This is a genomic window from Gilliamella apicola, assembly GCF_003202915.1.
Taxonomy (GTDB): Bacteria; Pseudomonadota; Gammaproteobacteria; order Enterobacterales; family Orbaceae; genus Gilliamella; species Gilliamella apicola_Q.
The window spans coordinates 594,245-619,553 of record NZ_QGLP01000005.1 but is presented as its reverse complement, the minus strand read 5'-3'; the positions used below and the strand labels follow the sequence as shown (position 1 = coordinate 619,553).

Sequence of the window (25,309 nt, the reverse complement as noted above, 5' to 3'; positions counted from 1 at the left end):
TTTCGGATATGGAGTATTCATTCAATGAAAACGAGTAATCCCACTTATCGTCTTTGGCAACTCACATTTAGATATAAAATAATAATTATTTTATCTTGTTTATTTTCAATCCTGAGTGTGGCGACAGCTTTTATTCCTTTTATTTCAGTTTATTATATTGTTTACGAAATAATAACGGCCTTGGTAAATCATCAACTATTAAATAGTGAACTTATCATTAGTTATGGCTGGTTGGCTTTTATTGCCGCAGCCTCTTCAATCTTTTTTAATTTTCTTGCACTCTGTTGTTCACATATTGCAGCGTTTAAAACTCTCTATCATTTAAAATATAATTTTGTTCGTTATTTATCATGTTTACCACTAGGATTTTATACTGCACATTCGAGTGGAGAATTACGAAAAATTGTTGATGATGATATTGAAAAAATTGAGATTTTTATTGCCCATCAATTACCAGATATCATTGGATCATTTGCAACACCTGTGATTATATTAATTATTTTAGCCTTTTTCGATTGGCGTCTAGGCTTAGCAACGTTAGTACCAATAATCTTAGCCTATATTGTGTTAATCAGCGGTTACCGTCGAAAAGGTATCAAAAACAATATGCAAGAGTTTCAAAAGCGACTTGTTGATATGAGCAATGCATCAGTGGAATATATTCGAGGAATAACGGTTGTCAAAGCTTTTAACCAAACGTTTTTCTCATTTAAACGTTTTTATGAATCAATCAAAGCCTATGAACAATATTGCCTTAGGTTTATTAATTGCTTCAAATACCATATGGCATTTTTTATCCTTATCTTAAATAACATTTATCTTTTTATTGTTCCAGTAATAATTTTGTTATTAGGTGTGACTGATAATTATGCAAATTTTATTTTGGCTTCTATTTTCTATTTAATCTTCTCATTGGCATTACCAGCGCCATTTTTTAAACTTTTGTATGTCTCACAAGGTTTACAAAGAGCAGTGAAAAGTGTTGAAAATATGGATAATATTTTAAATACTAAGCCATTGGTTGAACCTGAATTGGGCCTTGAAGTCGATAATTATGATATTCGTTTTAATGAGGTTACTTTCACTTATGATACAAATGAAGCAAGTGATGCTCCAGAAAATAATGCATTGAATAATATCTCTTTTGATGCCAAACAAGGAACCACTACCGCGCTAGTTGGACTGTCGGGAAGTGGTAAAAGCACAGTTTCTTTACTCATTCCTCGCTTTTTTGATCCAAATAAAGGTTCAATAACGATTGGTGGTGTGGATATTAGGCAAATGAAAAGTGATTATTTATTATCGTTGGTAAGTTTTGTGTTTCAAGATGTTTTTCTTTTTAAACAAACTATTCTAGATAATATTAAAATCGGTAAACCAGATGCCAGTTTAGATGAAGTTATTGTCGCAGCTAAAGCTGCACAATGTCACGAGTTTATTGAAAGATTGCCTGATGGCTATCAATCTGTAATTGGCGCCAAAGGAATACATCTTTCAGGAGGGGAAATGCAACGTTTAGCGATAGCCAGAGCACTATTAAAAAATTCGCCTATCTTGATTTTAGATGAAGCGACTTCTTTTGCTGACCCGGAAAACGAATATAAAATTCAACTTGCCTTGAAAGTTTTGATGGAAGGTAAAACCGTTATTATGATTGCTCATCGTTTATCGACAATAAAAGATGCAGATCAGATTGTAGTATTAGATAAAGGTAACCTTGTTGAAAAGGGAACCCATGACGAACTCATTGATCGTCAGCAAACCTATTGCAAAATGTGGCAATACTATAAACAAACGTTAGATTGGCAGATGGATGGTTCTTGTGGCAATGATGAGGTGGCACATGTTTAAAAAAATCTTAATGTTGTCTGATATCGAAAGTAGAAATCTTAATCAAGCTATAATAGCTTGTAGCATATCCAATTTATCATTAATGTTACCTTTTATCATTTTATTACAGATAATCATACTGTTAATTGAACCATTAACTAATCAAATACCGGTAAATATTTATTATCTCTGGATAATGGCTGGCTTAGGGGGTGTATCAGCAATTTTGTTCTTACTATGTTATAAAAGAGAATATAAAAAGACCTATACTAATGCTTTTAGTCAAGCAGCGAATACCCGAATTGAAGTTGCTGAAAAGATTCGAAAACTACCACTTAGCTTTTTCAATCGAAAAGATCTTTCAGAGCTCACAGCTAATATCATGGGAGACTGTGCTGTTATAGAAAACATGCTTAGCCATGTAATACCACAATTGATTGGTTATTCATTAAGTAGCTTTATAACATGTTGTCTATTAGCATTTTATGATTGGCGTATGGCTAGTGCTATTTTCTGTACTTTACCGATTGCCATTATTATTGTTGTTGTCGGTAAAAGGTTAGAGCAAAAATTAGGGGAAAAACATGTTCAATCCAAATTAGCTGTATCAGGCGAAGTTCAAGAATATCTTGAAGGTATAAAGATTATAAAAGGATTCGGCTTAAGTGGTAAAAAATTCCAACGCTTAGATAAGGCCCTTAAAAATATGATGTGGGCATCAATAAAGTTTGAAGGAATAGGCGGCATTATTGTCACCTTGTCTACCATGGTATTGCAAGTCGGTTTAGGCATTGTTGTACTCCTAGGAGTTAATTTGATGGTTACCGGTAGTTTGGATCCAATTACTTTTATTGCTTTTATCATTATTAGTTCTCGGATTTATAGTCCTTTGATATCGGTTTTAACATTATTACCTGAACTGTTTTATATGCTTGTCTCTATCGACAGAATGAAGAGTCTGCAAACTGAATCAATCATGGAAGGTAAAGATGATGTAATTTTTGACAATTTTTCTATTAATCTTGACCATGTTAACTTTTCCTATAACCAAGCCAGTGTTATCAATGATTTAAGTTGTACTATTCCAGAAGGTAAAATGACGGCATTAGTTGGACCATCAGGTAGCGGTAAAAGTACCTTATTGCAATTGATCGCTCGTTTCTGGGATGTCAATTCCGGTAAAATTACCATTGGTAATCAGGATATTAAACAGATTGATCCTGAAACCTTGATGCACTCAATGGCCTTTGTTTTTCAACAGGTAGTACTATTTGATGATACCATCATGAATAATATTCGAATTGGTAAGCATAATGCTAGTGATGAGGAAGTTAAATTAGCAGCTAAAATAGCCCGATGTGACGAACTTATAGCTCGATTACCCGATGGTTGGAATACATTAATCGGTGAAAACGGTAGTAAGCTTTCAGGTGGTGAAAGACAACGAATCTCAATAGCCAGAGCATTATTAAAAAATGCGCCAATCATTTTACTTGATGAAGCTACAGCTTCATTAGATCCAGAAAATGAGGTTTATATTCAAGAAGCAATCGCTAATTTAGTCAAAGATCGGACCGTGATTGTTATTGCTCATCGCCTAAAAACCATCATCGGTGCGGATAATATTATTGTCTTAGATAAAGGTTTAATTGTTGAACAAGGTAATTATCATGAATTAATGGAAAGAAATGGCTTATTTGCCAAGCTTTATAGTTTACAAAAACAGACATTCTCTGTTACTTCATGACAGGCTATATTTATCAACTTAATCAGTATATCATATAGCAAAATAACTGATAAAAAACAGACAAATGAGTAACGAAATTGAATTAAAGTTTCAAATCAATCAAAGTGATATAGAGCAGTTACAAAATTATTTAGATCAATGGGTTTGTTGTGATGAAGCCGAGTTTTCATCACAACAACATTTGGTTAATCAATTAAATCTGACTAACACTTATTACGATACAGAAGATCATTTTTTACGACTTAATGGTTGTGGTCTTCGAATTCGAACTACAGAAACTGAGCAAAGTAAGTGTTTTGAAATTACATTGAAGTCAAAAGGTAATTCTATAGGTGGATTACATGAACGCATTGAAATTAACCAACCTTTACCTAATGATAAGCTCGATTTAAGTGTCCTACCGAAAGAGGCATTACCTAATGGATTAACGCCGTTAAAACCACTTTTCACCACCAATTTTAAGCGGCAAACTTGGCTGATTTCATTTGCCAATAGCGAAATTGAAGTTGCTTTAGATTTGGGGCAAATTACCTTAAATAGTCAATCTATGCCAATACAAGAGGTAGAGTTAGAAATCAAACAAGGCAACAAACAAGATTTGCTCAACTTTGCAATCGAATTAAGTCGTTTTAACTTACATCTATTTTCTCAGAGTAAGGCTTCTCGGGGCTATCGTTTATTAGATAACTTAACCTTAACTCCTACTGTTCTTTCTTCACAAATTAAGCAAGATTTAGCAGGACTACTAAACTTTTGGCAACAAAATGAAGAATATGCTTTAGCAAATAATGATTTAATTTTTTATAAACAGCTACTTATTCAAATAAACGAGATACTGATTAACCAAAATCTGCAAATTGAGCCTGAATTTAAACAGTGGCAAATGGCGATACCATTGATTGACTCGATTAAACAGTTTGCTTATTGCGAGGTGAATACCAAGTTCAAGTTGATGTTAATGGCTGAAATAAATAAAAAATAGGTATACGAATTAAAATGAAAACAACCCTCTTCAAATTACCACTATTATTAGTGGTATTTTATTGGTTACTATATAGTGTTTTTACTGTTATTTATCTTACTGGATTTGATAACGATTTTATATTATCAGATAGTACGACTTATCAAATTGGCTTGAAAATTGTTAAGCAAGTTTTAATCAATTTTTTAATTCAAATACCTAATTCAATAATTCTTTTTATTATTTCCACAATAACATTTAATCAGTATTCCATTACCATAATTAATCAGAAAAACATTATTAATACCTTTTTAATTGCCATATTTATTGTATTAAGCGATATGGTTTTTCGCTGGAGTTTCTACTCTTATAGTTATGATTGGATTGTGTCTAAACTAAGATTTTTAAATATCAATTATTACTATAATTTTTCTCAAGATATATTTCATCTAATTGAATATCTCATTATCTATTTTTTTATAACACTTTGTACTTATCTTAGTATTAGGTTATTCAAAAAAAATTATATCTGTAACGAAATCATATTAACTCAAACAGAGAGTCAAAAGTTACATATGGGGTTATTCATCTGTTTTTATAACTGTTACTTTATAACCATGTCATATTTATTGCTTTTCAATGATATGTATTACGGTTTAAGTAACCTGATTTTCTCTATAGTCTTATTAGCTATATTTTTATCAATAGTAAATTTAGTTGGTTATTTCTTGCTAAGAAAATGCTTTAAAGCGGTAACAGAAATTTTGGTCATAAAAAAGGTAATTTTTAGTTCGCTTATTACCTTTATATTAAACTGCCTTTTATTAGTACTTATTCTATACATTTACAACTATATCTATAGTCTCCTACCATTCGATATTATCTCTAGTACTTTTGAATTGTTTTACTTATGGATGTTTTTAATTACTTTGTTGATTTCAAGTTGTCTATTGGTAAGAAAGATGACAAAGCTGTTTTTTGATAAACATTAACCCGCTATTCGAATCAAAGAATATAACATTGTTATTGGCCGTTACGATATAAACAATAACAATGATAAGGTAAACAAGCAATATAAGACCTAACGATAGTCAGCTGCTATAGTTTTATCGGTAAACAGATTGCAGAAAAATATCAATATTGTTTTTCGCGATTTGTTTAATAAAAAGATAGGTGAACTTAAAAAGTCATTTATAATAGTTAATTAGGTGATTTCATCAACATGTAACTATTTTAAGTGAGTGCTTATTATGTCTCAGCCTATATCGCTAGCTTCACCATTAATTGCTCAGCAAAAGCAGAAAATTATCTCCCAATTATCACAATGTAATACAAAAGAGGTGTTCGATAACCTTGATATTTTGCTGCAAAGTGATTTTATTGTTGATGCTGTTTATCGCTATCCCGAGTGGCTGACAGACATTGTTAACAATCCCCCGCAAGCTGATGAAAGAAATTACTATCAACCGTGGTTAATTGAAAAATTAGCATCAATATTTGATGAATTAGCATTGATGAAAGCGTTAAGATTATTTAGGCGCTATATTTTGCTAAGACTCGAATGGTCACAATTAACCCGCACAAGTAGCGATGAGCAAATTTTATTGCAACTTACTCACTTAGCTGAGGTGATTATTGTCACTGCAAGAGATTGGCTTTATGAACTAAGTTGTAAAGAATGGGGAACTCCCTATAATTCACAGGGACAAGCTCAGCCATTACTCATCCTAGGTATGGGGAAATTAGGTGGTGGAGAACTTAATTTTTCCTCCGATATTGATCTTATTTTTACCTATCCTGAGCATGGTCAAACACAAGGTGGCCGGCGAGAATTAGACAATGCTGTCTTTTTTACCCGCTTGGGACAACGTCTAATAAAAGCTTTAGACCAAATTACCGAAGATGGTTTTGTTTACCGCGTTGATATGCGTTTACGTCCGCTTGGCGATGGCGGTCCGCTCGTCTTGAGTTTTTCCGCGATGGAAGACTATTATCAAGAACAGGGGAGAGACTGGGAACGTTACGCTATGGTAAAAGCGAAAATACTCGGCGATCAGCAAGATCCTTACATCAAAGAACTCTACCAAATGCTAAAACCTTTTGTTTACCGTCGTTATATTGATTTCAGTGTATTACAATCATTGCGCAATATGAAAAGCATGATTGAACGCGAAGTTCGTCGTCGAGGTTTAACCAATAATATCAAACTTGGGGCAGGTGGTATTCGTGAAATAGAGTTTATCGTACAAGTTTTTCAACTTATTCGCGGTGGCCGAGTTGTTGGTTTACAAACTCGTTCCATATTAACGGCTCTACAGGTGATAGAACAAGAATCCCTACTTAATGTTAACGAAGTAAATACGTTACGAGAAAACTACTTCTTCTTACGTCGCTGTGAAAACCTATTACAAGCGATACATGATGAGCAAACCCAAACTTTACCAGAAGATGAATTAGACCAAATACGTTTAGCAATCGGCATGAATTTTAGTAACTGGAACGAATTTGTAACGGAACTCACTAGAAGAATGCAATTTACTCGACAAATATTCAATCAGCTTATCGGTGAGGAATCAATAGAAACAGCACACAACGCAAACAACGACCAATATGCTGAGCTTTGGGTTCCTGATTTACAATTAAGTGATGTTACTTCGGTCTTATCCAACTATGCACATGATGATGCTGAAAAGCTCTATCAGATGCTTTGCCAATTTCGTAATGATATAGGTAAAAGGACGATTGGTGTTCGCGGACGAGAAATCCTTGATCAGCTAATGCCAAGATTACTGGAATTGGTTTGTAATGATAAGCATACGCTAATCGTATTGTCGCGGATTTTACCGCTATTGGTTAATATTGTTAGTAGAACTACGTATTTAGAATTACTGCTTGAATACCCAACTGCATTGAAGCAACTAATTCGATTATGTAGTGCTTCGCCAATGATTAGTGAACAACTTGCACATTATCCAATACTATTAGATGAACTAATAGATATTAACTCACTTTATCAAACTGTTGCACCTAATGAATACAAAAGTGAACTTTATCAATATTTACTAAGGATTCAAGTTGATGATGAAGAACAACAACTTGAGGCATTAAGGCAGTTCAAACAGATGCAACTACTGCACATAGCGGCGGCTGATGTTGAACAAGTTTTAAATACCATGAAAGTCAGTGATCATTTAACCTATGTTGCTGAATCACTGCTTGATTTTGTCGTTCAAATGGCGTGGAATCAAATGGTTGCTCGTTATGGAATACCCGCACATTTAACCGATAATCAAAAAGGCTTAGTTATTATCGCTTACGGTAAATTAGGCGGCTTAGAATTAGGATATGGTTCTGATTTAGATCTGGTATTTCTTCACGACTGTCCAGCCGATAGCATGACCAATGGGGATAAACAAATTGATAGCCGCCAATTTTACTTGCGATTGGTGCAGCGAATCATTCACCTATTTAATGTCCGTACAAGCTTTGGTATTCTTTATGAAGTTGATGTTCGTTTACGTCCACAAGGGGATGCAGGATTATTAGCCTGTAGTTTAAGCGCATTTTATGACTACCAAATGCATGAAGCTTGGACATGGGAGCATCAAGCACTGGTTCGAGCAAGAGCTGTTTATGGTGAAATAGATCTTATTAAACGCTTTAACCAAATCAGACATGATGTTTTATGTAAAAAACGTGAAGAAAATGTTTTAAAAACCGAAGTCCGAGAGATGCGTGAAAAGATGCGAACCCATTTAGGTACTGGTGGATCTCATCGATTTAATTTGAAAATTGATGAAGGCGGGATTGGTGATATTGAATTCTTATCTCAATATTTGGTACTAAACTATGCGCATCAATACCCTAAAATGACCACATGGAGTGATAACGTACGAATTCTTGAGTTAGCGGCAAATTATCAAATTATGGACAGTCAAGAAGCAGAGCAACTGACTAAAGCTTATATTGATATGCGTAATGAAATACATCAATTATCATTACAACTTTTACCTAGCACTGTTGATGATTCCTGTTTTAAATCAGAAAAGCAGATTGTTAACCAAAGTTGGTTAAAATGGCTTAAATCATAATTAGTCCAAATCTATTCTTAATTAATGTTGTTGATTTGATTGATGAGAAAAACTTATGGAGTTTAATAATTAGTGGCGACGATCAAAGATATAGCGAAACTTGCTGGGGTATCTCATGGTACGGTTTCAAATGTACTTAACGACCGTGGCAATGTTAGTGTAAAAAAAATTAAATTGGTTGAACAAGCGATTCAACAACTAGGCTATCAAATCAATTTATCAGCCAAAATTTTGAAAGAGGGTTCAACCAAATCTATATCGGTAATTCTGCCGAATATTACTTCAGAACAGTATAGCAATTTATATGATGGTCTATTTAGTCAAGCTAACCGACAAGGGTATGAACTTTCCCTTTACCTTACTTATGATTCTAAAGAACTTGAATTACAATTAATACACAAGGTAGCGGCCAAACGTGATCACGCCATTATAGTAGTTAGCTCATTATCCGATGCTAATGACTATTACCAAAAAGTTAAATTACCAAAAGAAAAAATCATCTTTGTATATCGAAAACCTTCATCCGCACAACAGTTTGTATCCCTTGATTATGAAAAAGCCGGGCAAGATATTGCTAAAGAGTTAATGAAAAAATCGTATCGTCACATTGGTTTATTTAGTAATTCAGAGCATTATACTCATATTCAAACCTTCAAAAAAGGTTTACAAAATACCTTCAAAGAACAGCATTACGATATAACCCTGAATAACATTACCTCAAAACCTTCTAACGGTACCTATAACTTAGCCTTTAGTTTTTTTGCAGACGAGCAGGTTAATTATGATGCTATTATCACCATGGATATGGATCGAGCTCATTTTGTACGCAATGCAAATTATTTTGGTAGTCTACAATCTTGCCCTGCAATTTATACATTAACCAATAATAGTTTTTTTTATGAAGATAACATTTACCAATACCATATGAATTATGGCATATTAAGTGAGCAAATTATTAAGTTGATAGATGGAAAAAAGATTAACCAGCTTGAGAATAAAGGATTCTCATTATTACCTGACTCAGGTTCTGATAATATCACTAAACATTCACAAACCATTAACTTTTTGATATTACCTAGTCCATCAACCCAAGCAGTTAAAAAACTATTGCCTCATTTTAAAAAGATGAGTGGCATTGATGTTAACTTAATAATAAAACCTTTCGATGAAATATATCCTATTCTTAATCAACTTGAACAGCATCAGCAAATTGATATTATTCGAATTGATATGGCCGGATTACCATGGTTTGCACCGTCGGTATTCAAACCCTTAACCAACTTAGATATTAACTTAAACCAGCTATTAACAAAATATCCTCCTGAAATTGTTGAGCGATTTAGTTTTGTGAATGATATCACTTATGCTATTCCTTTTGATCCTAGTGTACAGATGCTTTTTTATCGCAAAGATTTATTTAATGATCCATTAATTAAACGGGCTTATTATGAAACATATCGACAACATCTTAATATTCCTAAAAGCTTTAAAGAGTTTGACCAAATTGCAACTTTTTTTAATCGAGAACAAAATCCAGAATCCCATGTAGAGTTTGGCAGTTGTATTACTCTTGGTAATTATGAACTTATCGCATCTGAGTTTTTAGTTCGTTACTATTCTCAAGGTGGAAAGTTAATCAATTCTAATCAGTTTGGTTTAAATCCAGCTATTGCACTAACCACCTTGAATCAGATGCGATCATTTATAAATGTAGCTAAAAATATACAATCAACTTGGTGGCAAGAGTCGGTAAATTTATTTGAACAAGGTAAACTAGCCATGTTAATTGTTTATATGAATTTATTTAGCTATATCAATCATCGTAATATTTTGCCTTTAGTTGGGTATGCCAAAGTACCTGGCAAAAAGTCACTATTTGGTGGTGGTTCTCTAGGAATATCAAAATACAGCTCTAAAGACGAACAAGTAAAAACTTTTTTCAATTGGCTTTATTCCAGTGAAATTAGCGAACAAATAGCGCTACTTGGGGGGGCCACTGCTCAAAATACTATTTTTCAAAATCATCGAATTATTAACAGTTATCCATGGTTACCAGTGGTACAACAACAATATGCCAATGGAATTCGGGAAAATAGCATGACAGGGAACGCGGTTAATTTAAGGTTGATGGAAAACATTATCGGTAAACATCTAACACAATGGATCACCAGTCAATATAGCTCAAAGCAAGTCATTGAGTTGATCAATTGTGAAATTGAAAAAAATATGGCTAATAAATAATTATTAGCCATGATTAATCTTTTAAATTAAAGCAATTATTCTACTTCATTGACTTCTACTTATTAGGTGTCATGATGACATCTTTATCTCTAAAGAAAAACCAGAACCCAAAAGCAACGATTGCGGCAACTACAGCAGGGTAGATCCAAAACTCTTGCCATTGTGGTCCAGCGCTTGGTAGTGTTTTTTCGGTAACAACGCGATTATTGATAAATCCACATACTGATGCCGCCATAAATACCCCAAAACCGTTAGAAACAATAAAACGTAAGCCTTGAGCTTGTGCTTTAATTTCTGGGCCGGCTTTCTTATCAACATAGATATCACCAGCAGTAAAGAAGAAATCCCAACAAATACCTTGTAATAACAAAGTACCAATAATATAGAAGAACATATTACCGTCAGATGTTGCTGCTAACGATAGCATCATGCTACGAATTATCCAGCAAATTGCGCCGAATAAAATGATTTTTTTGAAACCAAAACGACTTAATAAGAATGATAAAAGGAACATAAATAGCACTTCGGTTGCGATGGCAATTTGCATCATTGACGCAGGTTCTAAACCTAATACAGGTAAATACACCGGTAAATAAGCACTGTATGCAGTTTTAGTTATCATTAAGACAAAAGTCGAAAGCATGAAAATAGTAAAATATTTATCTTTGAAGAGTGATAATGCATCTAAACACATTGCATCTCGGATTGAGAATTTTTTATTTCGACTGGTTGGCGGTGTATTTGGTAGGGTGAAACAATAGATCCCATAAACCACAGAGGCACCAGAAGCAAGTAAAAATGAATTAATAGAACTTGAGAATCCGGTATAACCAAGAATCAATCCTACAATCATAAAACCAATAGTACCAAATACCCGAATAATTGGGAACCAACGTACGCCATCTATATGTCTGAAGCTAACGCTGTTCGCTAACGCAGTTGTTGGATAGAATAATAAACCAACAATAAAAATCATAATTAAAAAGCCTGCTATATTACCGCTTTCGACAAAATTAGGAATGATAAATAAAACACCTGCATTTAGAATATGTAATATCCCCATTACTTTTTGCGAAGCAATAAATCTATCAGCAATCATTCCAATGAAAAGCGGAGAGATAATGGTTGCTATTCCTAAAACAGAATAAGTCGAACCAACAATTTCTTTTAATCCATAAGCAGCAAGAACTGCCCCAATAACCATATTCCATGCACCTTGCACAAAATATTGTAAAAACATCATTACCAGTAAACGTGGTATTTTAAACATATAAAGCTCCGTTTTAAATCGTCTTCGTCAGGCCATCATAGGCAACTTGAATATTGTAAGGTTTAAATATTTCAACCAATTCATCATGCATAAAACCACTGCTATGCGAGTGATGAGAAGTGATAAGTTGAGTGTTTGAATCGAAAATACCCTCATCTAACATACGCTTTTGCGTTGCAATAACGGTTTCAATACTCATGTGATTATTGGTCTTATCATTCTGTTTGTAGCCGTAAGTACACTCAAAAATAGCCATATCTACTTTTTTACCGCTATCTTTTAACCATTGCCAAGTGAGCTCAGGAAAATAGCCTGAATCATGACCATGCAGTAACGTTTTTCCATCTTTTTCGATTAAGTAAATAAAGCAGAATTCCCATTTAGCATGATTAGCCAGCAGAGCCGTAACGGTATAGCCAGCAGAGGTCACAACAGTTTGAAAAGGCACTAACAAATTAAATACAAAACGCTCAGGACTATATCCTGGTAAGACATTTAAACAGCCATTAATAGCAATATCATTGCCATAGACATAAAGAGGATGGTCAATATTAAAACCATAATCCACCATACGACTGAATAGATCGCCGACATTAAAATGGTCTGGATGAGTATGAGTAAACAATAAGTCCTTTATTTTAGTGACATCAATGTTTTCTCTCATAGCTTGATAACTATATTCAGGGGCAAAATCAATTTGCACAATATCATCAATAAGAATTGAACTGCGGGTTCTAATATTTTTACCTTTTTCAATGCGTGATTTTTCACAAATCTGACATTTACAAAAAGGATTTGGGATACCTTCCGATGCAGCCGTACCCAAAAACTGTAATTTCACATTGTTCTCCTAATTAAACTTCAAACATCGTTATTTTATAAAAATTGGAACGTTTCAATTTTATTTTAATGTCATTATAACCACAATAAAATTAATATTTTTTTTTGCTAATTCGTGAGCCGGATCAAGTTTTATATATTAACTGTTACTGTTTTGATGCCTGGGGAGGATTATCGACGATATTGATCATCGCCGATAATAGAGGAATTGATATGGAAGAGAAAATCTTTAGTTAGCCTCTTTCCACAGAATTAGATCTTGATCGTCGAGTTCTGACGCATCAAATCCGACCATGGCTGGTAATTCTTCACGGTCAAAAGCTAAATCGCCACCATTAACATCGATATCACCCTTCTTAATCCCTTTAAAATCATAAAGGTTGGTATCACATAAATGTGAAAGGGTAATATTTTGCGTGGCACGAAACATGGTTTCTATACGACCAGGAAACTTTTTATCCCAATCATTTAGCATCTCTTTGATCACTTGACGTTGCAAATTAGGTTGTGAACCACAAAGATTACATGGAATGATTGGAAATTGCTTAATTTCGGCATATTTGGCAATATCCTTCTCTTTGCAGTAAGCGAGTGGTCGAATAATAATATGCTCACCTGAATCATTCATCAGCTTGGGTGGCATAGCCTTAAGTTTGCCGCCATAAAACATATTTAAAAACAAGGTTTCCAAAATGTCATCACGATGATGTCCAAGCGCAATTTTGGTTGCACCAAGTTCAGTTGCAGTGCGATATAAAATACCACGTCGAAGCCGAGAACAGAGTGAACATGTAGTTTTGCCTTCAGGGATTTTTTCCTTAACAATACCATAAGTATTTTCTTGAACAATTTTATATTCAATACCTAAGGATTCTAGGTATTGAGGTAGAACATGTTCAGGAAATCCTGGCTGTTTCTGATCTAAATTAACGGCTACTAATTCAAATTGCACTGGGGCACTGATTTTTAAATTAATAAGAATGTCTAGCAATGTATAACTATCTTTTCCGCCTGATAAACAGACCATTATACGATCGCCTTCTTCAATCATATTAAAATCAGCGATTGCTTCGCCAGTAAGACGACGTAAGCGTTTATGTAATTTATTTTGATTGTATGTATTCATCACGATTTAATTGATTATTCCGCTCGGCTCATATATCGGCGTTCAGCAATATGAATTTTAACTTTTTCGTGGTTATCAATATATTCTGGTACTTGAATAACAAGACCAGTAGACAGTGTAGCGGGTTTAGTTCGTGCACTTGCCGAAGCACCTTTAATACTTGGCGATGTTTCAATGATTTCAAGTTCAACTGTTTGTGGTAATTCTAAAGCCACCACTTCACTTTCAGCCATTAAAACTTGAATGCCATCCATACCTCCTTCAGGGATAAATAGCAGTTCCTCTTCAATTTGATCCTTCTTAAAAATAAACGGCGTATAGTCTTCATTATCCATAAATACATATTCATCACCGTCAATATAAGAGAAGCTAACAGGGCGTCGAAATAATTCGATAGTATCTAAAATATCATCACCTTTAAAACGCTCTTCAACTTTGCCTCCAGATTTAACATCGGTAAAACGCATTTTATAAAGTGTACTTGCACCACGAGCACTAGGGCTTTGTACATCAATTTCTTTTACCAGCAACAATTTGCCGTTATAGGTGACCGCATCACCACGTTTTATTTCATTTGCTTTAGCCATAATACATTCTTCATATTCAAAAGAGTTAAAAATTAGCTCGCTATTTTACTCTTAACTTGCTATTGTCACCAATAAAATTTATAAAACAAACTCAAATTCATCTAATTCTCATGACTGATTCATTCAAATGCCGTAAAAATTGTGGTGCCTGTTGTATTGCACCGTCAATCTCATCAGCTATGCCAGGTATGCCAAACGGCAAACCAGCGGGAGTTGCATGTTATAATTTGGATGAAAATTTTCAATGCAAATTATTTGGTCTAGCAACCCGTCCTAAAGTTTGTAGTCACTTAAAGCCATGTTTTGAAATGTGTGGTACCAATCGTAACCAAGCATTCGATTATTTAACTCAATTAGAACAGTTAACTAGCAACTAAGTATTGCGAATATTTAACATATCCGCTGTATTATTAGAATTATTTATCTCGCGAATAAATTTTTTTGATACACTTCACGCACTTTATTAGCTAATGATAAATATCAAATAAATTAGCTTAAATCAGCTACTCATCTACAACACATTAGGTAGTAGCTAGGATATTTAGTAAATTTAATCTGTTTAATAAGAAGAAAATTAATATGACGAAAAAATTAAAGCGTGATTTGAAAGCTCGCCATTTAGCAATGATCGCTATTGGTGGCTCAATCGGTACAGGGTTATTTGTTGCTTCTGGGGCTACGGTTGCACAAGCGGGACCAGGCGGCGCCTTACTCTCTTATGCGATTATCGGCATAATGGTTTATTTTTTAATGACTAGCCTGGGTGAGCTTGCTGCTTATCTTCCTGTTTCAGGAACTTTCGCAACCTATGGAGCTCGCTACGTTGATGAAGCCTTTGGTTTTGCCATTGGTTGGAATTATTGGTATAACTGGGCGATTACCGTTGCTGTTGACTTAGTTGCTGCACAATTAGTGATCTCTTATTGGTTTGATGCTGGTGCTTATAGTTGGTTATGGAGTTTATTGTTCCTAAGTATCATATTCTGCTTGAACTATATTTCTGTAAAAGGCTTTGGTGAAGCTGAATTTTGGTTCTCATTAATCAAAGTGGTTACCGTTTTATTATTTATTGCGATTGGCTTATTGATGATAATTGGCATCTTAAAAGGTGCTGAAAATGCTGGTTGGCAAAACTGGGAAATAGGTGATGCACCATTTGTTGGTGGATTTTCATCCATGATCGGTGTTGCGATGGTTGTAGGCTTCTCATTCCAAGGTACCGAACTGATTGGAATTGCGGCGGGAGAATCAAAAGATCCAGAAAAAAATATTCCCAAAGCCATGAAACAAGTCTTTTGGCGTATACTGCTATTCTATATCTTTGCGATTTTAGTGATTAGTTTAATTATTCCATACACTGACCCTAACTTACTGCGTAATGACGAAACAGATATTAGTGTTAGCCCATTTACTTTGGTGTTCCAACATGCAGGGTTATTATCAGCAGCTGCTATTATGAATGCAGTAATTTTAACCTCAGTTCTTTCTGCGGGTAACTCGGGTTTATATGCTTCAACACGTATGCTATATGCCTTAGCTAAAGAGGGGAAGGCTCCTAAAATCTTTAGTCGATTATCTTCATCAGGTGTACCGGATATGGCGCTGTTTGCCACAACATTAGTGGCTATGCTGTGCTTTTTAACTTCACTATACAAAGACCAACAAGTTTATTTATGGTTACTTAATATGTCTGGTATGACCGGGTTTATTGCATGGCTTGGTATAGCTATTAGCCATTATCGTTTTAGAAAAGGCTATGTGTCACAAGGACGAGATCTGAATAAATTACCGTATCGCTCAAGTTGTTTCCCATTTGGTCCTATTTTTGCCTTCGTACTCTGTTTGACTATTACGCTTGGTCAAAATTATGAAGCATTTTTACAAGATACCATTGATTGGAATGGTGTTATTGCCACTTACATCGGTATTCCATTATTTCTTGCAATTTACTTTGGTTATAAGATTGTCAAAAAGACAAAATGGATAAAATACGATCAGATGGATTTTTCTCAAATGGACTAAGTCAGCCACATATAAATTATGTATTGCGCTTCCGTCGACATCTGTCGACGGAATTGTATTAAAAAAGAGAGAATAACCAATAAACTGGTTAACGAAATACAAACAACAAGTGTGATAACGATATTAGCGACTACGGAATATGATACGTGCCTTTGAAAGATCATAAGGTGTCATTTCAACCGTTACTTTATCACCGGTCAGAATACGAATATAGTTCTTTCTCATCTTTCCAGAGATATGTGCGGTAACAACATGACCGTTTTCAAGTTCAACACGAAACATCGTATTCGGAAGAGTATCAAGAATAGTACCTTGCATTTCAATGTTATCTTCTTTTGCCATTGGGGCCTCTTAATATTAAATACAAATTAAATACACTCAAATCAATTAATATTACTCCGATTTTCTTTATGCTTAAAATAGAAAAGCGAATTTATCAAATAAATCACCTATTTTTGGTGTGTGCAAATTCATTGATTTGAGTATAAACACAGAATAGCTATAATTAGAATAACTAAATATAGCGGCGAAATAATGCCGAAAAAACTCTCAGATGTAAAGTCATTTCTAACATTTCTTTGAATTATAAAGCCCATACTCATGGATATACTGCCAAACTTTGGCAGGTAACAACTTTTTACAGCTTTGTGGGTCATCAATATTTTGCCTTATTTCTGTCGCAGAAATCGCTTCAAGTGGCGTATTAGCAAAATATATATAACCGTTAGGGCTGTGGTGTAATGCTTGGATATCTTTGGTTTGATGTTGATTGATCCAGGTTTGTAAATTGATTTCGAAAGTAGGTTGAGCGTAGCCTGGCCTTTTACATATAAGCAAATGGCAATAATCGACTAGTTTTTGCCACTCTTTCCACGTTGGTAAACTGAGCAACGAGTCTTGCCCCATTATAAAAGCCAAGGCTGATTGAGCACCATTTTGTTCACGCCATGCTTTAAGGGTATCTATGGTAAAAGAGGGTTGATCAATCAGTTGCGGTTGTAATTCGCGAGTATCGATTGTAAAAAACGGATAATCAGCAATTGCCAACTTCAACATAGCTAAACGTTGCTCTGTTGTGGTTCCTGGTTGAGGTTTATGCGGCGGTATCCGATTAGGCAACAAACTGATACTACTCAATCCTATCTCTTTAGCTAAAGCTAAAGCAGGGCGTAAATGACCATAATGAATGGGATCAAAAGTACCACCAAATAACGCAGTTAACACTTATCTAAACCCATAAACTGCATAGTTAAACTTAACAGTGCGTCCCAAATAGATAAATCATTATTCTGCTTTAAGCTAATCTCGATGTCAGTTAAAGTCGCCAGTAACGCAAATAGACTGTTAATAGTAAAACGATTTAAACAAGCACTATACATCGATCTTCTATTTTGCCAGACTCGATATTCATCAAAAACCTGTCGAGGGGATTTGTCTGCTAAAGCCAATTTTAAATTGATTAATAAAATCAACTCACGTTGAACAATGCGCATCAATATTAATGGTTCAAAATCATTCATCTTAAGCTGTTGTAACACATGCATCGCACGCTTAGCTTTATTGGCGATCATTGCATCAATCCAATGAAAAGGCGTAAATATTGCCGAATCATTAATATTAGATTCAATCTGATCATAAGTAATAGTCTGGTTTGGATAAAGTAACTTTAATTGCTCGATAATTTGTGTTAAAGCCAGTAAATTACCTTCATAATAGTAACTAAGCAATTCAATAGCAGGTTGTTCAATAGTCATCTGCATTTGTTGCAAATAGGCTCTTATCCATTGAGGTAATTGAGCTGCATCTGGTGTTACACAATTTACCACTACTAATTGATCCGATAAAGTCTTATACCATGGTGCATTTTCCTGAGTTTTGGTTATCTTAGCTAAACTGATTATCAAGCCAATATCAGGAGTTAACATTTCACATAACGTATTTAACTTTGCAGCAACTGAAACATTAAATACCCCTTCACCAATATCTAAACAGAGCAGGGTTTTACTTGAAAATAGATTCATTGCCTGACAACAATCATACATTGCAGGCCAATCGGTTTGGGCATTGATAGTAAAAGAGAGTTGCTCGTCATAGTGAGCTTGTTTAAATGCACTACGTAATTCAGTTAGTACATAGTGTTTCAAGTAAGGATCGCTATCTAAAATTAAATAATAGGGCGATCCTAAATGCTGGGTTACTTTTTCCGCACTAATTTTAATCATAGTATCTGGTTAATTAGCGGTATCAACCGATTTTAATTTACCGATGATCTGTTTTGCAGCTTGTTTATACATTTCATCTTCAATTAAATTTTGTTCTACCGTTTTCGCCAGTGCTTCGGCAGGATTATCAAAGAATGTGCGGAAAACACGAACGTTAATTGGGTGAATTTGTTCACCTGCAATTACCACTTGAGCTTGAACCGCTAGCACCAGTTGATATTCCGCTGCTTTACCATCTTGATAAATTGATATAGTGCTTCTATCTAAAGAATCACCTACTATTCTCAGTGATGGATATTTTGCTACATCATTAACATCAGCTAAAATTACGCCATTGTCGCGTAGTAACTCTTTAATGTCTCTAGACAAACGACCATAAGGATCGCCGCTAATATAAGAGAGTGTTTTAAATCGAGCTGGAACTTCTGTTTCATGTTGCAAATGAAAGCCACAACCAGTTAGTGATATTGTCAATAACATCAGTAAAGCTAAATATTTTTTCATTGGTATTACCGCCTATATCTCAATTATCCAACAATATTAACTTACCACTAGATTCAATAACTTACCTGGTACATAAATGACTTTGCGAATTGTGGTATCAGTTAAGTATTTTTGAATATTGGGTTCTTGTTTTGCTTGCTCGACAACAAAATCTTGCTGAGCATCTGCGCTTACCGTAAACTTACCGCGCACTTTACCATTAATTTGCACCACAATTAATTTTTCGTCTTCAACCATTGCTGATTCATCGGTAACCGGCCATGAAGCATTATCAATTGTTTCACTATGACCTAATGCTTGCCACATAACAAAACAGGCGTGAGGCATCATAGGGTAAAGTAATCGAACCACCGCATTTAAAGATTCATTCATTAATGCTCGATCTTGATCTGTCTCTTGCGGTGCTTTTTGTAAGCGATTCATCAATTCCATTACTGCAGCAATAGCAGTATTGAAGGTTTGACGACGACCAATATCATCACTCACTTTCGCAATCGTTTTATGTAATTCACGACGTAACGCTTTTTGATCAGCATTTAATTTAGCAATATCAAGCGAGCCTGCTTGACCACCTTGGGCATGTTCATACACCAAACGCCACACACGTTTAATAAAGCGGTTTGCTCCTTCAACTCCCGACTCTTGCCATTCAAGGGTCATATCAGCCGGTGAAGCAAACATCATAAACAGACGCACAGTATCGGCACCATATTTATCCACCATCTCTTGTGGATCAATACCATTATTCTTCGATTTAGACATCTTAGTCATACCGGCGTGAACCAGCTCATTGCCTTTACTATCTGTTGCTTTAGCAATACGACCTTTATCATCACGCTCAATCGTCACCTCTGTTGGCGACACCCAAATACGCTCATTAGTTGGGCTGGTATAATAAAATGCATCGGCCAACACCATACCTTGGCAAAGTAAACGTTTTGCTGGTTCATCAGATTTAACCAAACCAAAATCTCGCATCAATTTATGGAAAAATCTGAAATAAAGTAAATGCATAATCGCATGTTCGATACCGCCAACATATTGATCAACTGGCAACCAATAATTAGCTGCGTTTTCATCTAACATGCCTTTGTCATAATGAGGACAAGTATAGCGAGCGTAATACCATGATGACTCCATAAAGGTATCAAAAGTATCCGTTTCTCGTAGAGCAGGTTGACCATTAACAGTGGTTTTTGCCCAATTAGGATCGGCTTTAATAGGACTGGTGATACCATTCATCTCAACATTTTCAGGCAAAATCACCGGAAGCTGATCTTCAGGGGTTGGGATAGTTGTACCATCTTCAAGGGTTACCATTGGGATTGGTGCTCCCCAATAACGTTGACGAGAAACACCCCAATCACGTAATCGGTAATTTACCTTACGATTACCAATACCTAAAGCAATAAGTTTATCGGCAATGGCATTAAATGCTTGTTCAAAATCAAGGCCATCAAACTCGCCAGAATTAAATAGTTTGCCGTGTTCAGTATAAGCTTGCTCAGAAAGATCTGGAGCATGTCCATCTTTATTTAAGATAACAGGCTTAATTGGTAGTTTATATTTTGAGGCAAATTCATAATCACGCTCATCGTGACCCGGAACCGCCATTACTGCTCCGGTACCATATTCAATTAAAACAAAGTTTGCAATCCAGACAGGAACCTTATCACCGGTTAATGGATGGATGGCAAAAAATCCAGTCGCCATGCCTTTCTTTTCCATGGTTGCCATATCGGCTTCAGCAGTTTTGGTCGTCTTACATTCAGCAATGAACTCAGCAATTTTAGGATTATTTTGCGCAGCTAATTGTGCGAGAGGATGTTCAGCCGCCACCGAAACAAAACTCACCCCCATTAAGGTATCTGGGCGAGTAGTATAAACACGTAACTTATCATTATAGTTTTCAACTGCAAAATCAAATTCGACGCCTTCAGAACGACCAATCCAATTACGTTGCATGGTTTTAACTTGCTCAGGCCAACTTTCAAGCGTATCTAAATCATTCAATAATTCATCGGCATATTCAGTAATTTTAATAAACCATTGTGGAATCTCTTTACGTTCAACCGGTGTATTACAACGCCAACAACAACCTTCAACTACTTGCTCATTCGCAAGAACAGTTTGATCGTTAGGGCACCAGTTAACCGCCGAAGTCTTTTTATAAACTAAACCTTTTTCAAACAACTTAGTAAAAAACCACTGCTCCCACTTATAATATTCAGGACGACATGTTGTAACTTCACGATCCCAATCATAACCAAAACCAAGTAATTGCAATTGCTTTTTCATATAAGCAATATTTTCATAAGTCCATTTAGCCGGCGCTGTATTATTTTTAACGGCCGCCCCTTCTGCTGGTAAACCAAATGCATCCCAACCGATAGGTTGCAAAACATTTTTACCATTTAAACGTTGATAGCGTGAAATCGTATCCCCGATTGTATAGTTTCGCACATGACCAAGATGCAGACGACCGGAAGGATAAGGAAGCATCGACAAACAGTAATACTTCTCTTTAGATGGATCTTCAGTAACGTGGAAAGTTTTCTCTTCTTGCCAATGTTTTTGTACTTTGGCTTCAATTTCATCTGGGCGATATTGTTCTTGCATGACGAATTAATGTCCTATCTATTATTGCTAATAAAAATAATTTGCTAATTGTATTGGTTATTGACTTGTTTTACAAACGTTATATGCTCTATCAAGCGTGAATTATTGATAGATGATTTACAGATTTCGACTACTTAATTACTAAATAAGTAATAGAGTAGGAAAGGATATTCTATAAGTTATATAAATGAAGCTAAGTAATAAAATGCAATAATTTCACTATTTAACTAAACGTTCTACTATATTATCGTTGTGTTCAATGATAACGATTGCATTTATTGTTGCATCTGGTGCAATTTGCTTTTTATTTATACAGTATTTAGATTTAATCACTCACTTTGGGTTTATGATTGTTTTTTCGGGTGCCTCTATGGCAATTAGCGTTTTATTTGGCTTGCTGAAGGTTAAAGCGTTACGTCAAAAATAGCCGAATATTTGATAAATATTAATGTTCCAGAATATCGTTTGGTCTTTGAAAGAAAATAATTTAGATCAATAATATCTTAGAGCAAGAGTAAAAAAATGGCTATTTGTAATTAAATAGCCATTAATTTTAAATTATGAATGAGGCGTTAATATACCTTGATTTAACAATTACCCACCATTAAATACACTCAAAAAGCGAGAAAAGTATGATTTTTTCTCTTCAATTGGTATATTATCAAGGTTAGCTTGAATAAGCTTTTCCACTTTTTGACTCTCGTCAGTCAAGCCTAATTCATTATAAGCATTATGCATTAACAATAACGCAGCCTTTGTTGCATCAGTATCTGGGAACAATGATAACATTTGCGTTACACGATTAATCACCGCAACATAGGCACCACGTTTGGTATAATATTGAGCAACTTTTAGTTCATATTGCGCGATACGATTTTTCAAATAGATCAAGCGTTTTTTCGCATCAGCCGCATAAGAACTATTTGGAAAACTAGAAACTAAATAAGTAAAATCTTTAAATGCTGCCATTGCAAATTCAGGATCACGATCTGAGCGATCAACATTAAACCAACCCTGAATAGTATTATCACTTTGAGCCATATTACTAATACCGCGCATATAAATCACCCAATCAATATTAGGATGGATTGGATTTAATTTTAAAAAACGGTCAATTGATGCAATGGCTAAAGGGTAATCAGCTGTTTTATAATAAGCATAAATTAAATCGAGTTGAACTTGTTGAGAAAAAGGTCCAAAAGGATAATTTTTATCGATAGTCTCTAAAACAGTAATACTGGATTTTATATTGCCACCTTCAAGCTCATTTTTAGCTTTATTGTATAGCTCAATTTCTGGCACACTTTCAACATCAGGCTTTGAGCTTGTACAGCCAATTAGTACGCTACTTAAAGCGATGACTAATAAAGTATGTAAACGCAGTTTCATTCGATTTCAATCCAAAATATAATTAAACATTAAAGGCAATGATTAGTATATAATACTCTAAAACATAACAGCTTAAAATAGATAAATTACACATGTATAAGTTAAAACTTTCATCTGATATCGAACCAACACAACTTGGAATGCGTCTGGATCAGGCTTTATCAGAGCTTTTTCCTGATTATTCAAGGTCAAGAATTAAAGAATGGATTATTAACAATAAAGTGTTGGTTAACAATAATATTATAAATAAACCCAAAGAAAAAGTATTAGGCGGTGAAAAAATAACCATTGAAGTTGAAGTTGAAGAAGAAACTTTTCACCAACCTGAAAATATCCCATTAAATATTGTCTATGAAGATGATTATATTTTGGTTATCAATAAATCCCGCGATCTCGTTGTTCATCCGGGAGCGGGTAACCCAAATGGCACGGTATTAAATGCGTTACTTTATCACTACCCTGACATCTCTCGAGTGCCGAGAGCTGGTATTGTTCATCGCTTAGATAAAGATACAACAGGACTTATGGTGGTAGCTAAAACCATAGAAGCACAAACACACTTAGTTGAAGCGCTACAATTACGTGAAATTACACGTGAATATGAAGCAGTGGCAATGGGTATAATTACCGCAGGTGGAACAATCGACCAACCGATAACACGTCATCCAACCAAACGAACCCATATGGCGGTGTTTCCTACAGGTAAACCTGCCGTTACTCATTATCGAGTCATGGAAAAATATCGACTTCATACTCGATTACGGTTAAGACTTGAAACTGGTCGTACTCACCAAATTAGGGTGCACATGGCACATATAGCCCATCCACTCGTCGGCGATCCACTTTATGGTGGAAGACCAAGACCACCAAAAGGCGCGAGTGACTCTTTTATCCAAACATTACGTGATTTTGATCGTCAAGCCTTACATGCAACAATGTTACGTTTATATCATCCGATAACTGGTGAACTAATGGAGTGGCATGCTCCAATACCAGATGATATGTTAAAATTAATCCATGCGTTACAAGAAGATACCGAGCTTCATAAAGATGAACTTGATTGGTAATTATTATGATTAAATCTATCTATCCTTATTGGCCTGCACCTAGTAATATTCGCGCTTTCACCTCCACTCGTACTGGAGGGGTAAGCCTTGCTCCTTTTGATAGTCTTAATTTAGGTAGTCGAACAGGAGACGACCTAAATAATATCGTCGAAAATCGTAGTCGTTTAATAAAATCTGAAAAAATTCCTAGTGAACCTTATTGGTTAAATCAAACCCATAGTACAACAGTACTGGATATCTCAGAAATACAATTAAAACCAGCAACAGGGATGATAGGCAACACGGAACGATTTGAAGCGGACGGCTCGTATACAAGTCAAATTAATCAGGTTAGCGTAGTCTTAACTGCCGATTGCATGCCAGTACTTTTTTGCTCTCTTCAAGGCGATCAAGTTGCGGCAGCTCATGCTGGCTGGCGAGGATTATGTCATGGTATTTTGGAAGAAACCGCTAAAAAATTTCAATGTGCTACCAATGAAATTCTTGTCTGGCTAGGACCCGCAATTAGTGCACAAAAATTTGAAGTAGGGGTTGAAGTTAAAAAACAGTTTGAAGAACAGGATGCCAATGCGCATTATGCATTCAAATTAATTGACGGTAAACAACAAAAATATCTTGCCGACTTGTACATGATAGCCAAACAGCGATTAAATGCTATCGGTATAACACAAATTTATGGCGGTAATTTTTGCACTTATACCGAGCGAGATCTGTTCTACTCATATCGTCGAGAAAATAAAACCGGAAGGATGGCAACTATGATCTGGTTTGAAAAACATTAAACCAGCGGTGA

Annotated in this window: 18 protein-coding genes and 1 pseudogene; 9 read left to right on the top strand and 10 right to left on the bottom strand. The window is 35.1% G+C overall.

Annotation, left to right across the window (positions count from 1 at the left end; genetic code table 11):
* Nucleotides 1-24: 24 nt before the first annotated feature.
* From DKK79_RS09070 to DKK79_RS09050, 5 genes are all read left to right on the top strand, one after another.
* A complete protein-coding gene (locus DKK79_RS09070; protein WP_110423786.1) occupies nt 25-1,851 on the top strand; it encodes an ABC transporter ATP-binding protein in 1,827 nt (608 codons plus the stop codon).
* Nucleotides 1,844-3,577 carry an ABC transporter ATP-binding protein gene (locus tag DKK79_RS09065; RefSeq protein ID WP_110423785.1) on the top strand — a complete coding sequence of 578 codons (1,734 nt, stop codon included), beginning with the start codon at nt 1,844-1,846 and terminating at the stop codon, nt 3,575-3,577. The genes DKK79_RS09070 and DKK79_RS09065 overlap by 8 nt, the downstream gene beginning before the upstream one ends.
* Before the next feature lie 64 nt (nt 3,578-3,641).
* Nucleotides 3,642-4,559, top strand: coding sequence for a CYTH domain-containing protein (locus tag DKK79_RS09060; RefSeq protein ID WP_110423784.1), 918 nt, complete (start codon nt 3,642-3,644; stop codon nt 4,557-4,559).
* Nucleotides 4,560-5,788: 1,229 nt separating this feature from the next.
* The gene (gene glnE, locus DKK79_RS09055) at nt 5,789-8,629 is read left to right on the top strand and encodes a bifunctional [glutamate--ammonia ligase]-adenylyl-L-tyrosine phosphorylase/[glutamate--ammonia-ligase] adenylyltransferase (protein WP_110423783.1); all 2,841 of its coding nucleotides are present in this window, start codon (nt 5,789-5,791) and stop codon (nt 8,627-8,629) included.
* 72 nt (nt 8,630-8,701) lie between these two features.
* Nucleotides 8,702-10,870, top strand: a complete 2,169-nt coding sequence (locus tag DKK79_RS09050; protein WP_110423782.1) for an extracellular solute-binding protein — start codon at nt 8,702-8,704, stop codon at nt 10,868-10,870.
* A 55-nt stretch (nt 10,871-10,925) separates the two neighbouring features.
* On the opposite strand, the gene DKK79_RS09045 is transcribed toward DKK79_RS09050, so the two are convergent.
* The 4 genes from DKK79_RS09045 to yeiP all read right to left on the bottom strand — a co-directional run bounded on the left by DKK79_RS09045 (nt 10,926) and on the right by yeiP (nt 14,693).
* The gene (locus tag DKK79_RS09045; RefSeq protein ID WP_034884123.1) at nt 10,926-12,140 is read right to left on the bottom strand and encodes an MFS transporter; all 1,215 of its coding nucleotides are present in this window, start codon (nt 12,138-12,140) and stop codon (nt 10,926-10,928) included.
* Nucleotides 12,141-12,153: 13 nt separating this feature from the next.
* Nucleotides 12,154-12,981, bottom strand: a complete 828-nt coding sequence (locus DKK79_RS09040) for an MBL fold metallo-hydrolase (protein WP_034884124.1) — start codon at nt 12,979-12,981, stop codon at nt 12,154-12,156.
* 228 nt (nt 12,982-13,209) lie between these two features.
* Nucleotides 13,210-14,106 (bottom strand): tRNA 2-thiocytidine(32) synthetase TtcA, encoded by an 897-nt coding sequence (gene ttcA / locus DKK79_RS09035; protein WP_034884125.1) that lies wholly within the window; start codon nt 14,104-14,106, stop codon nt 13,210-13,212.
* A 14-nt stretch (nt 14,107-14,120) separates the two neighbouring features.
* Complete coding sequence (yeiP, locus tag DKK79_RS09030; RefSeq protein ID WP_034884126.1) at nt 14,121-14,693, bottom strand: elongation factor P-like protein YeiP; 573 nt, start codon at nt 14,691-14,693, stop codon at nt 14,121-14,123.
* 110 nt (nt 14,694-14,803) lie between these two features.
* Here yeiP and DKK79_RS14385 point away from each other — a divergent pair, with 110 nt between their 5' ends.
* Both DKK79_RS14385 and DKK79_RS09025 read left to right on the top strand, forming a co-directional pair.
* A complete protein-coding gene (locus DKK79_RS14385) occupies nt 14,804-15,070 on the top strand; it encodes a YkgJ family cysteine cluster protein (RefSeq protein ID WP_034884138.1) in 267 nt (88 codons plus the stop codon).
* A 178-nt stretch (nt 15,071-15,248) separates the two neighbouring features.
* Nucleotides 15,249-16,715: an amino acid permease gene (locus tag DKK79_RS09025; RefSeq protein ID WP_258363451.1), complete on the top strand. Its 1,467-nt coding sequence runs from the start codon at nt 15,249-15,251 to the stop codon at nt 16,713-16,715.
* Between the two features lie 123 nt (nt 16,716-16,838).
* On the opposite strand, the gene infA is transcribed toward DKK79_RS09025, so the two are convergent.
* From infA to bamD, 6 genes and pseudogenes are all read right to left on the bottom strand, one after another.
* Nucleotides 16,839-17,057, bottom strand: coding sequence for a translation initiation factor IF-1 (infA, locus tag DKK79_RS09020; protein ID WP_025315083.1), 219 nt, complete (start codon nt 17,055-17,057; stop codon nt 16,839-16,841).
* Between the two features lie 225 nt (nt 17,058-17,282).
* On the bottom strand, nt 17,283-17,939 hold the full coding sequence (gene nadD, locus DKK79_RS09015) for a nicotinate-nucleotide adenylyltransferase (protein ID WP_034884128.1): 657 nt from the start codon (nt 17,937-17,939) through the stop codon (nt 17,283-17,285).
* Nucleotides 17,933-18,937 (bottom strand): DNA polymerase III subunit delta, encoded by a 1,005-nt coding sequence (gene holA / locus DKK79_RS09010; RefSeq protein WP_110423781.1) that lies wholly within the window; start codon nt 18,935-18,937, stop codon nt 17,933-17,935. The genes nadD and holA overlap by 7 nt, the downstream gene beginning before the upstream one ends.
* A gap of 9 nt (nt 18,938-18,946) precedes the next feature.
* Complete coding sequence (gene lptE / locus DKK79_RS09005; protein WP_110423780.1) at nt 18,947-19,441, bottom strand: LPS assembly lipoprotein LptE; 495 nt, start codon at nt 19,439-19,441, stop codon at nt 18,947-18,949.
* Between the two features lie 36 nt (nt 19,442-19,477).
* A complete protein-coding gene (gene leuS, locus DKK79_RS09000) occupies nt 19,478-22,060 on the bottom strand; it encodes a leucine--tRNA ligase (protein WP_110423779.1) in 2,583 nt (860 codons plus the stop codon).
* A gap of 666 nt (nt 22,061-22,726) precedes the next feature.
* Nucleotides 22,727-23,449: pseudogene (gene bamD, locus DKK79_RS08995) on the bottom strand (outer membrane protein assembly factor BamD); the annotation flags it as partial.
* 92 nt (nt 23,450-23,541) lie between these two features.
* Here bamD and rluD point away from each other — a divergent pair.
* Complete coding sequence (gene rluD / locus DKK79_RS08990) at nt 23,542-24,516, top strand: 23S rRNA pseudouridine(1911/1915/1917) synthase RluD (RefSeq protein WP_034884132.1); 975 nt, start codon at nt 23,542-23,544, stop codon at nt 24,514-24,516.
* A gap of 8 nt (nt 24,517-24,524) precedes the next feature.
* Complete coding sequence (pgeF, locus tag DKK79_RS08985) at nt 24,525-25,298, top strand: peptidoglycan editing factor PgeF (RefSeq protein WP_110424067.1); 774 nt, start codon at nt 24,525-24,527, stop codon at nt 25,296-25,298.
* Nucleotides 25,299-25,309 lie beyond the last annotated feature (11 nt).

Coding starts and splice junctions, on each gene's coding strand:
- holA (WP_110423781.1), bottom strand. CDS start 18,937: ATGATTAAAATTAGTGCGGAAAAAGTAACCCAGCATTTAGGATCGCCC.
- DKK79_RS14385 (WP_034884138.1), top strand. CDS start 14,804: ATGACTGATTCATTCAAATGCCGTAAAAATTGTGGTGCCTGTTGTATT.
- ttcA (WP_034884125.1), bottom strand. CDS start 14,106: ATGAATACATACAATCAAAATAAATTACATAAACGCTTACGTCGTCTT.
- yeiP (WP_034884126.1), bottom strand. CDS start 14,693: ATGGCTAAAGCAAATGAAATAAAACGTGGTGATGCGGTCACCTATAAC.
- glnE (WP_110423783.1), top strand. CDS start 5,789: ATGTCTCAGCCTATATCGCTAGCTTCACCATTAATTGCTCAGCAAAAG.
- DKK79_RS09065 (WP_110423785.1), top strand. CDS start 1,844: ATGTTTAAAAAAATCTTAATGTTGTCTGATATCGAAAGTAGAAATCTT.
- DKK79_RS09060 (WP_110423784.1), top strand. CDS start 3,642: ATGAGTAACGAAATTGAATTAAAGTTTCAAATCAATCAAAGTGATATA.
- leuS (WP_110423779.1), bottom strand. CDS start 22,060: ATGCAAGAACAATATCGCCCAGATGAAATTGAAGCCAAAGTACAAAAA.
- DKK79_RS09045 (WP_034884123.1), bottom strand. CDS start 12,140: ATGTTTAAAATACCACGTTTACTGGTAATGATGTTTTTACAATATTTT.
- rluD (WP_034884132.1), top strand. CDS start 23,542: ATGTATAAGTTAAAACTTTCATCTGATATCGAACCAACACAACTTGGA.
- DKK79_RS09070 (WP_110423786.1), top strand. CDS start 25: ATGAAAACGAGTAATCCCACTTATCGTCTTTGGCAACTCACATTTAGA.
- infA (WP_025315083.1), bottom strand. CDS start 17,057: ATGGCAAAAGAAGATAACATTGAAATGCAAGGTACTATTCTTGATACT.
- lptE (WP_110423780.1), bottom strand. CDS start 19,441: ATGAAAAAATATTTAGCTTTACTGATGTTATTGACAATATCACTAACT.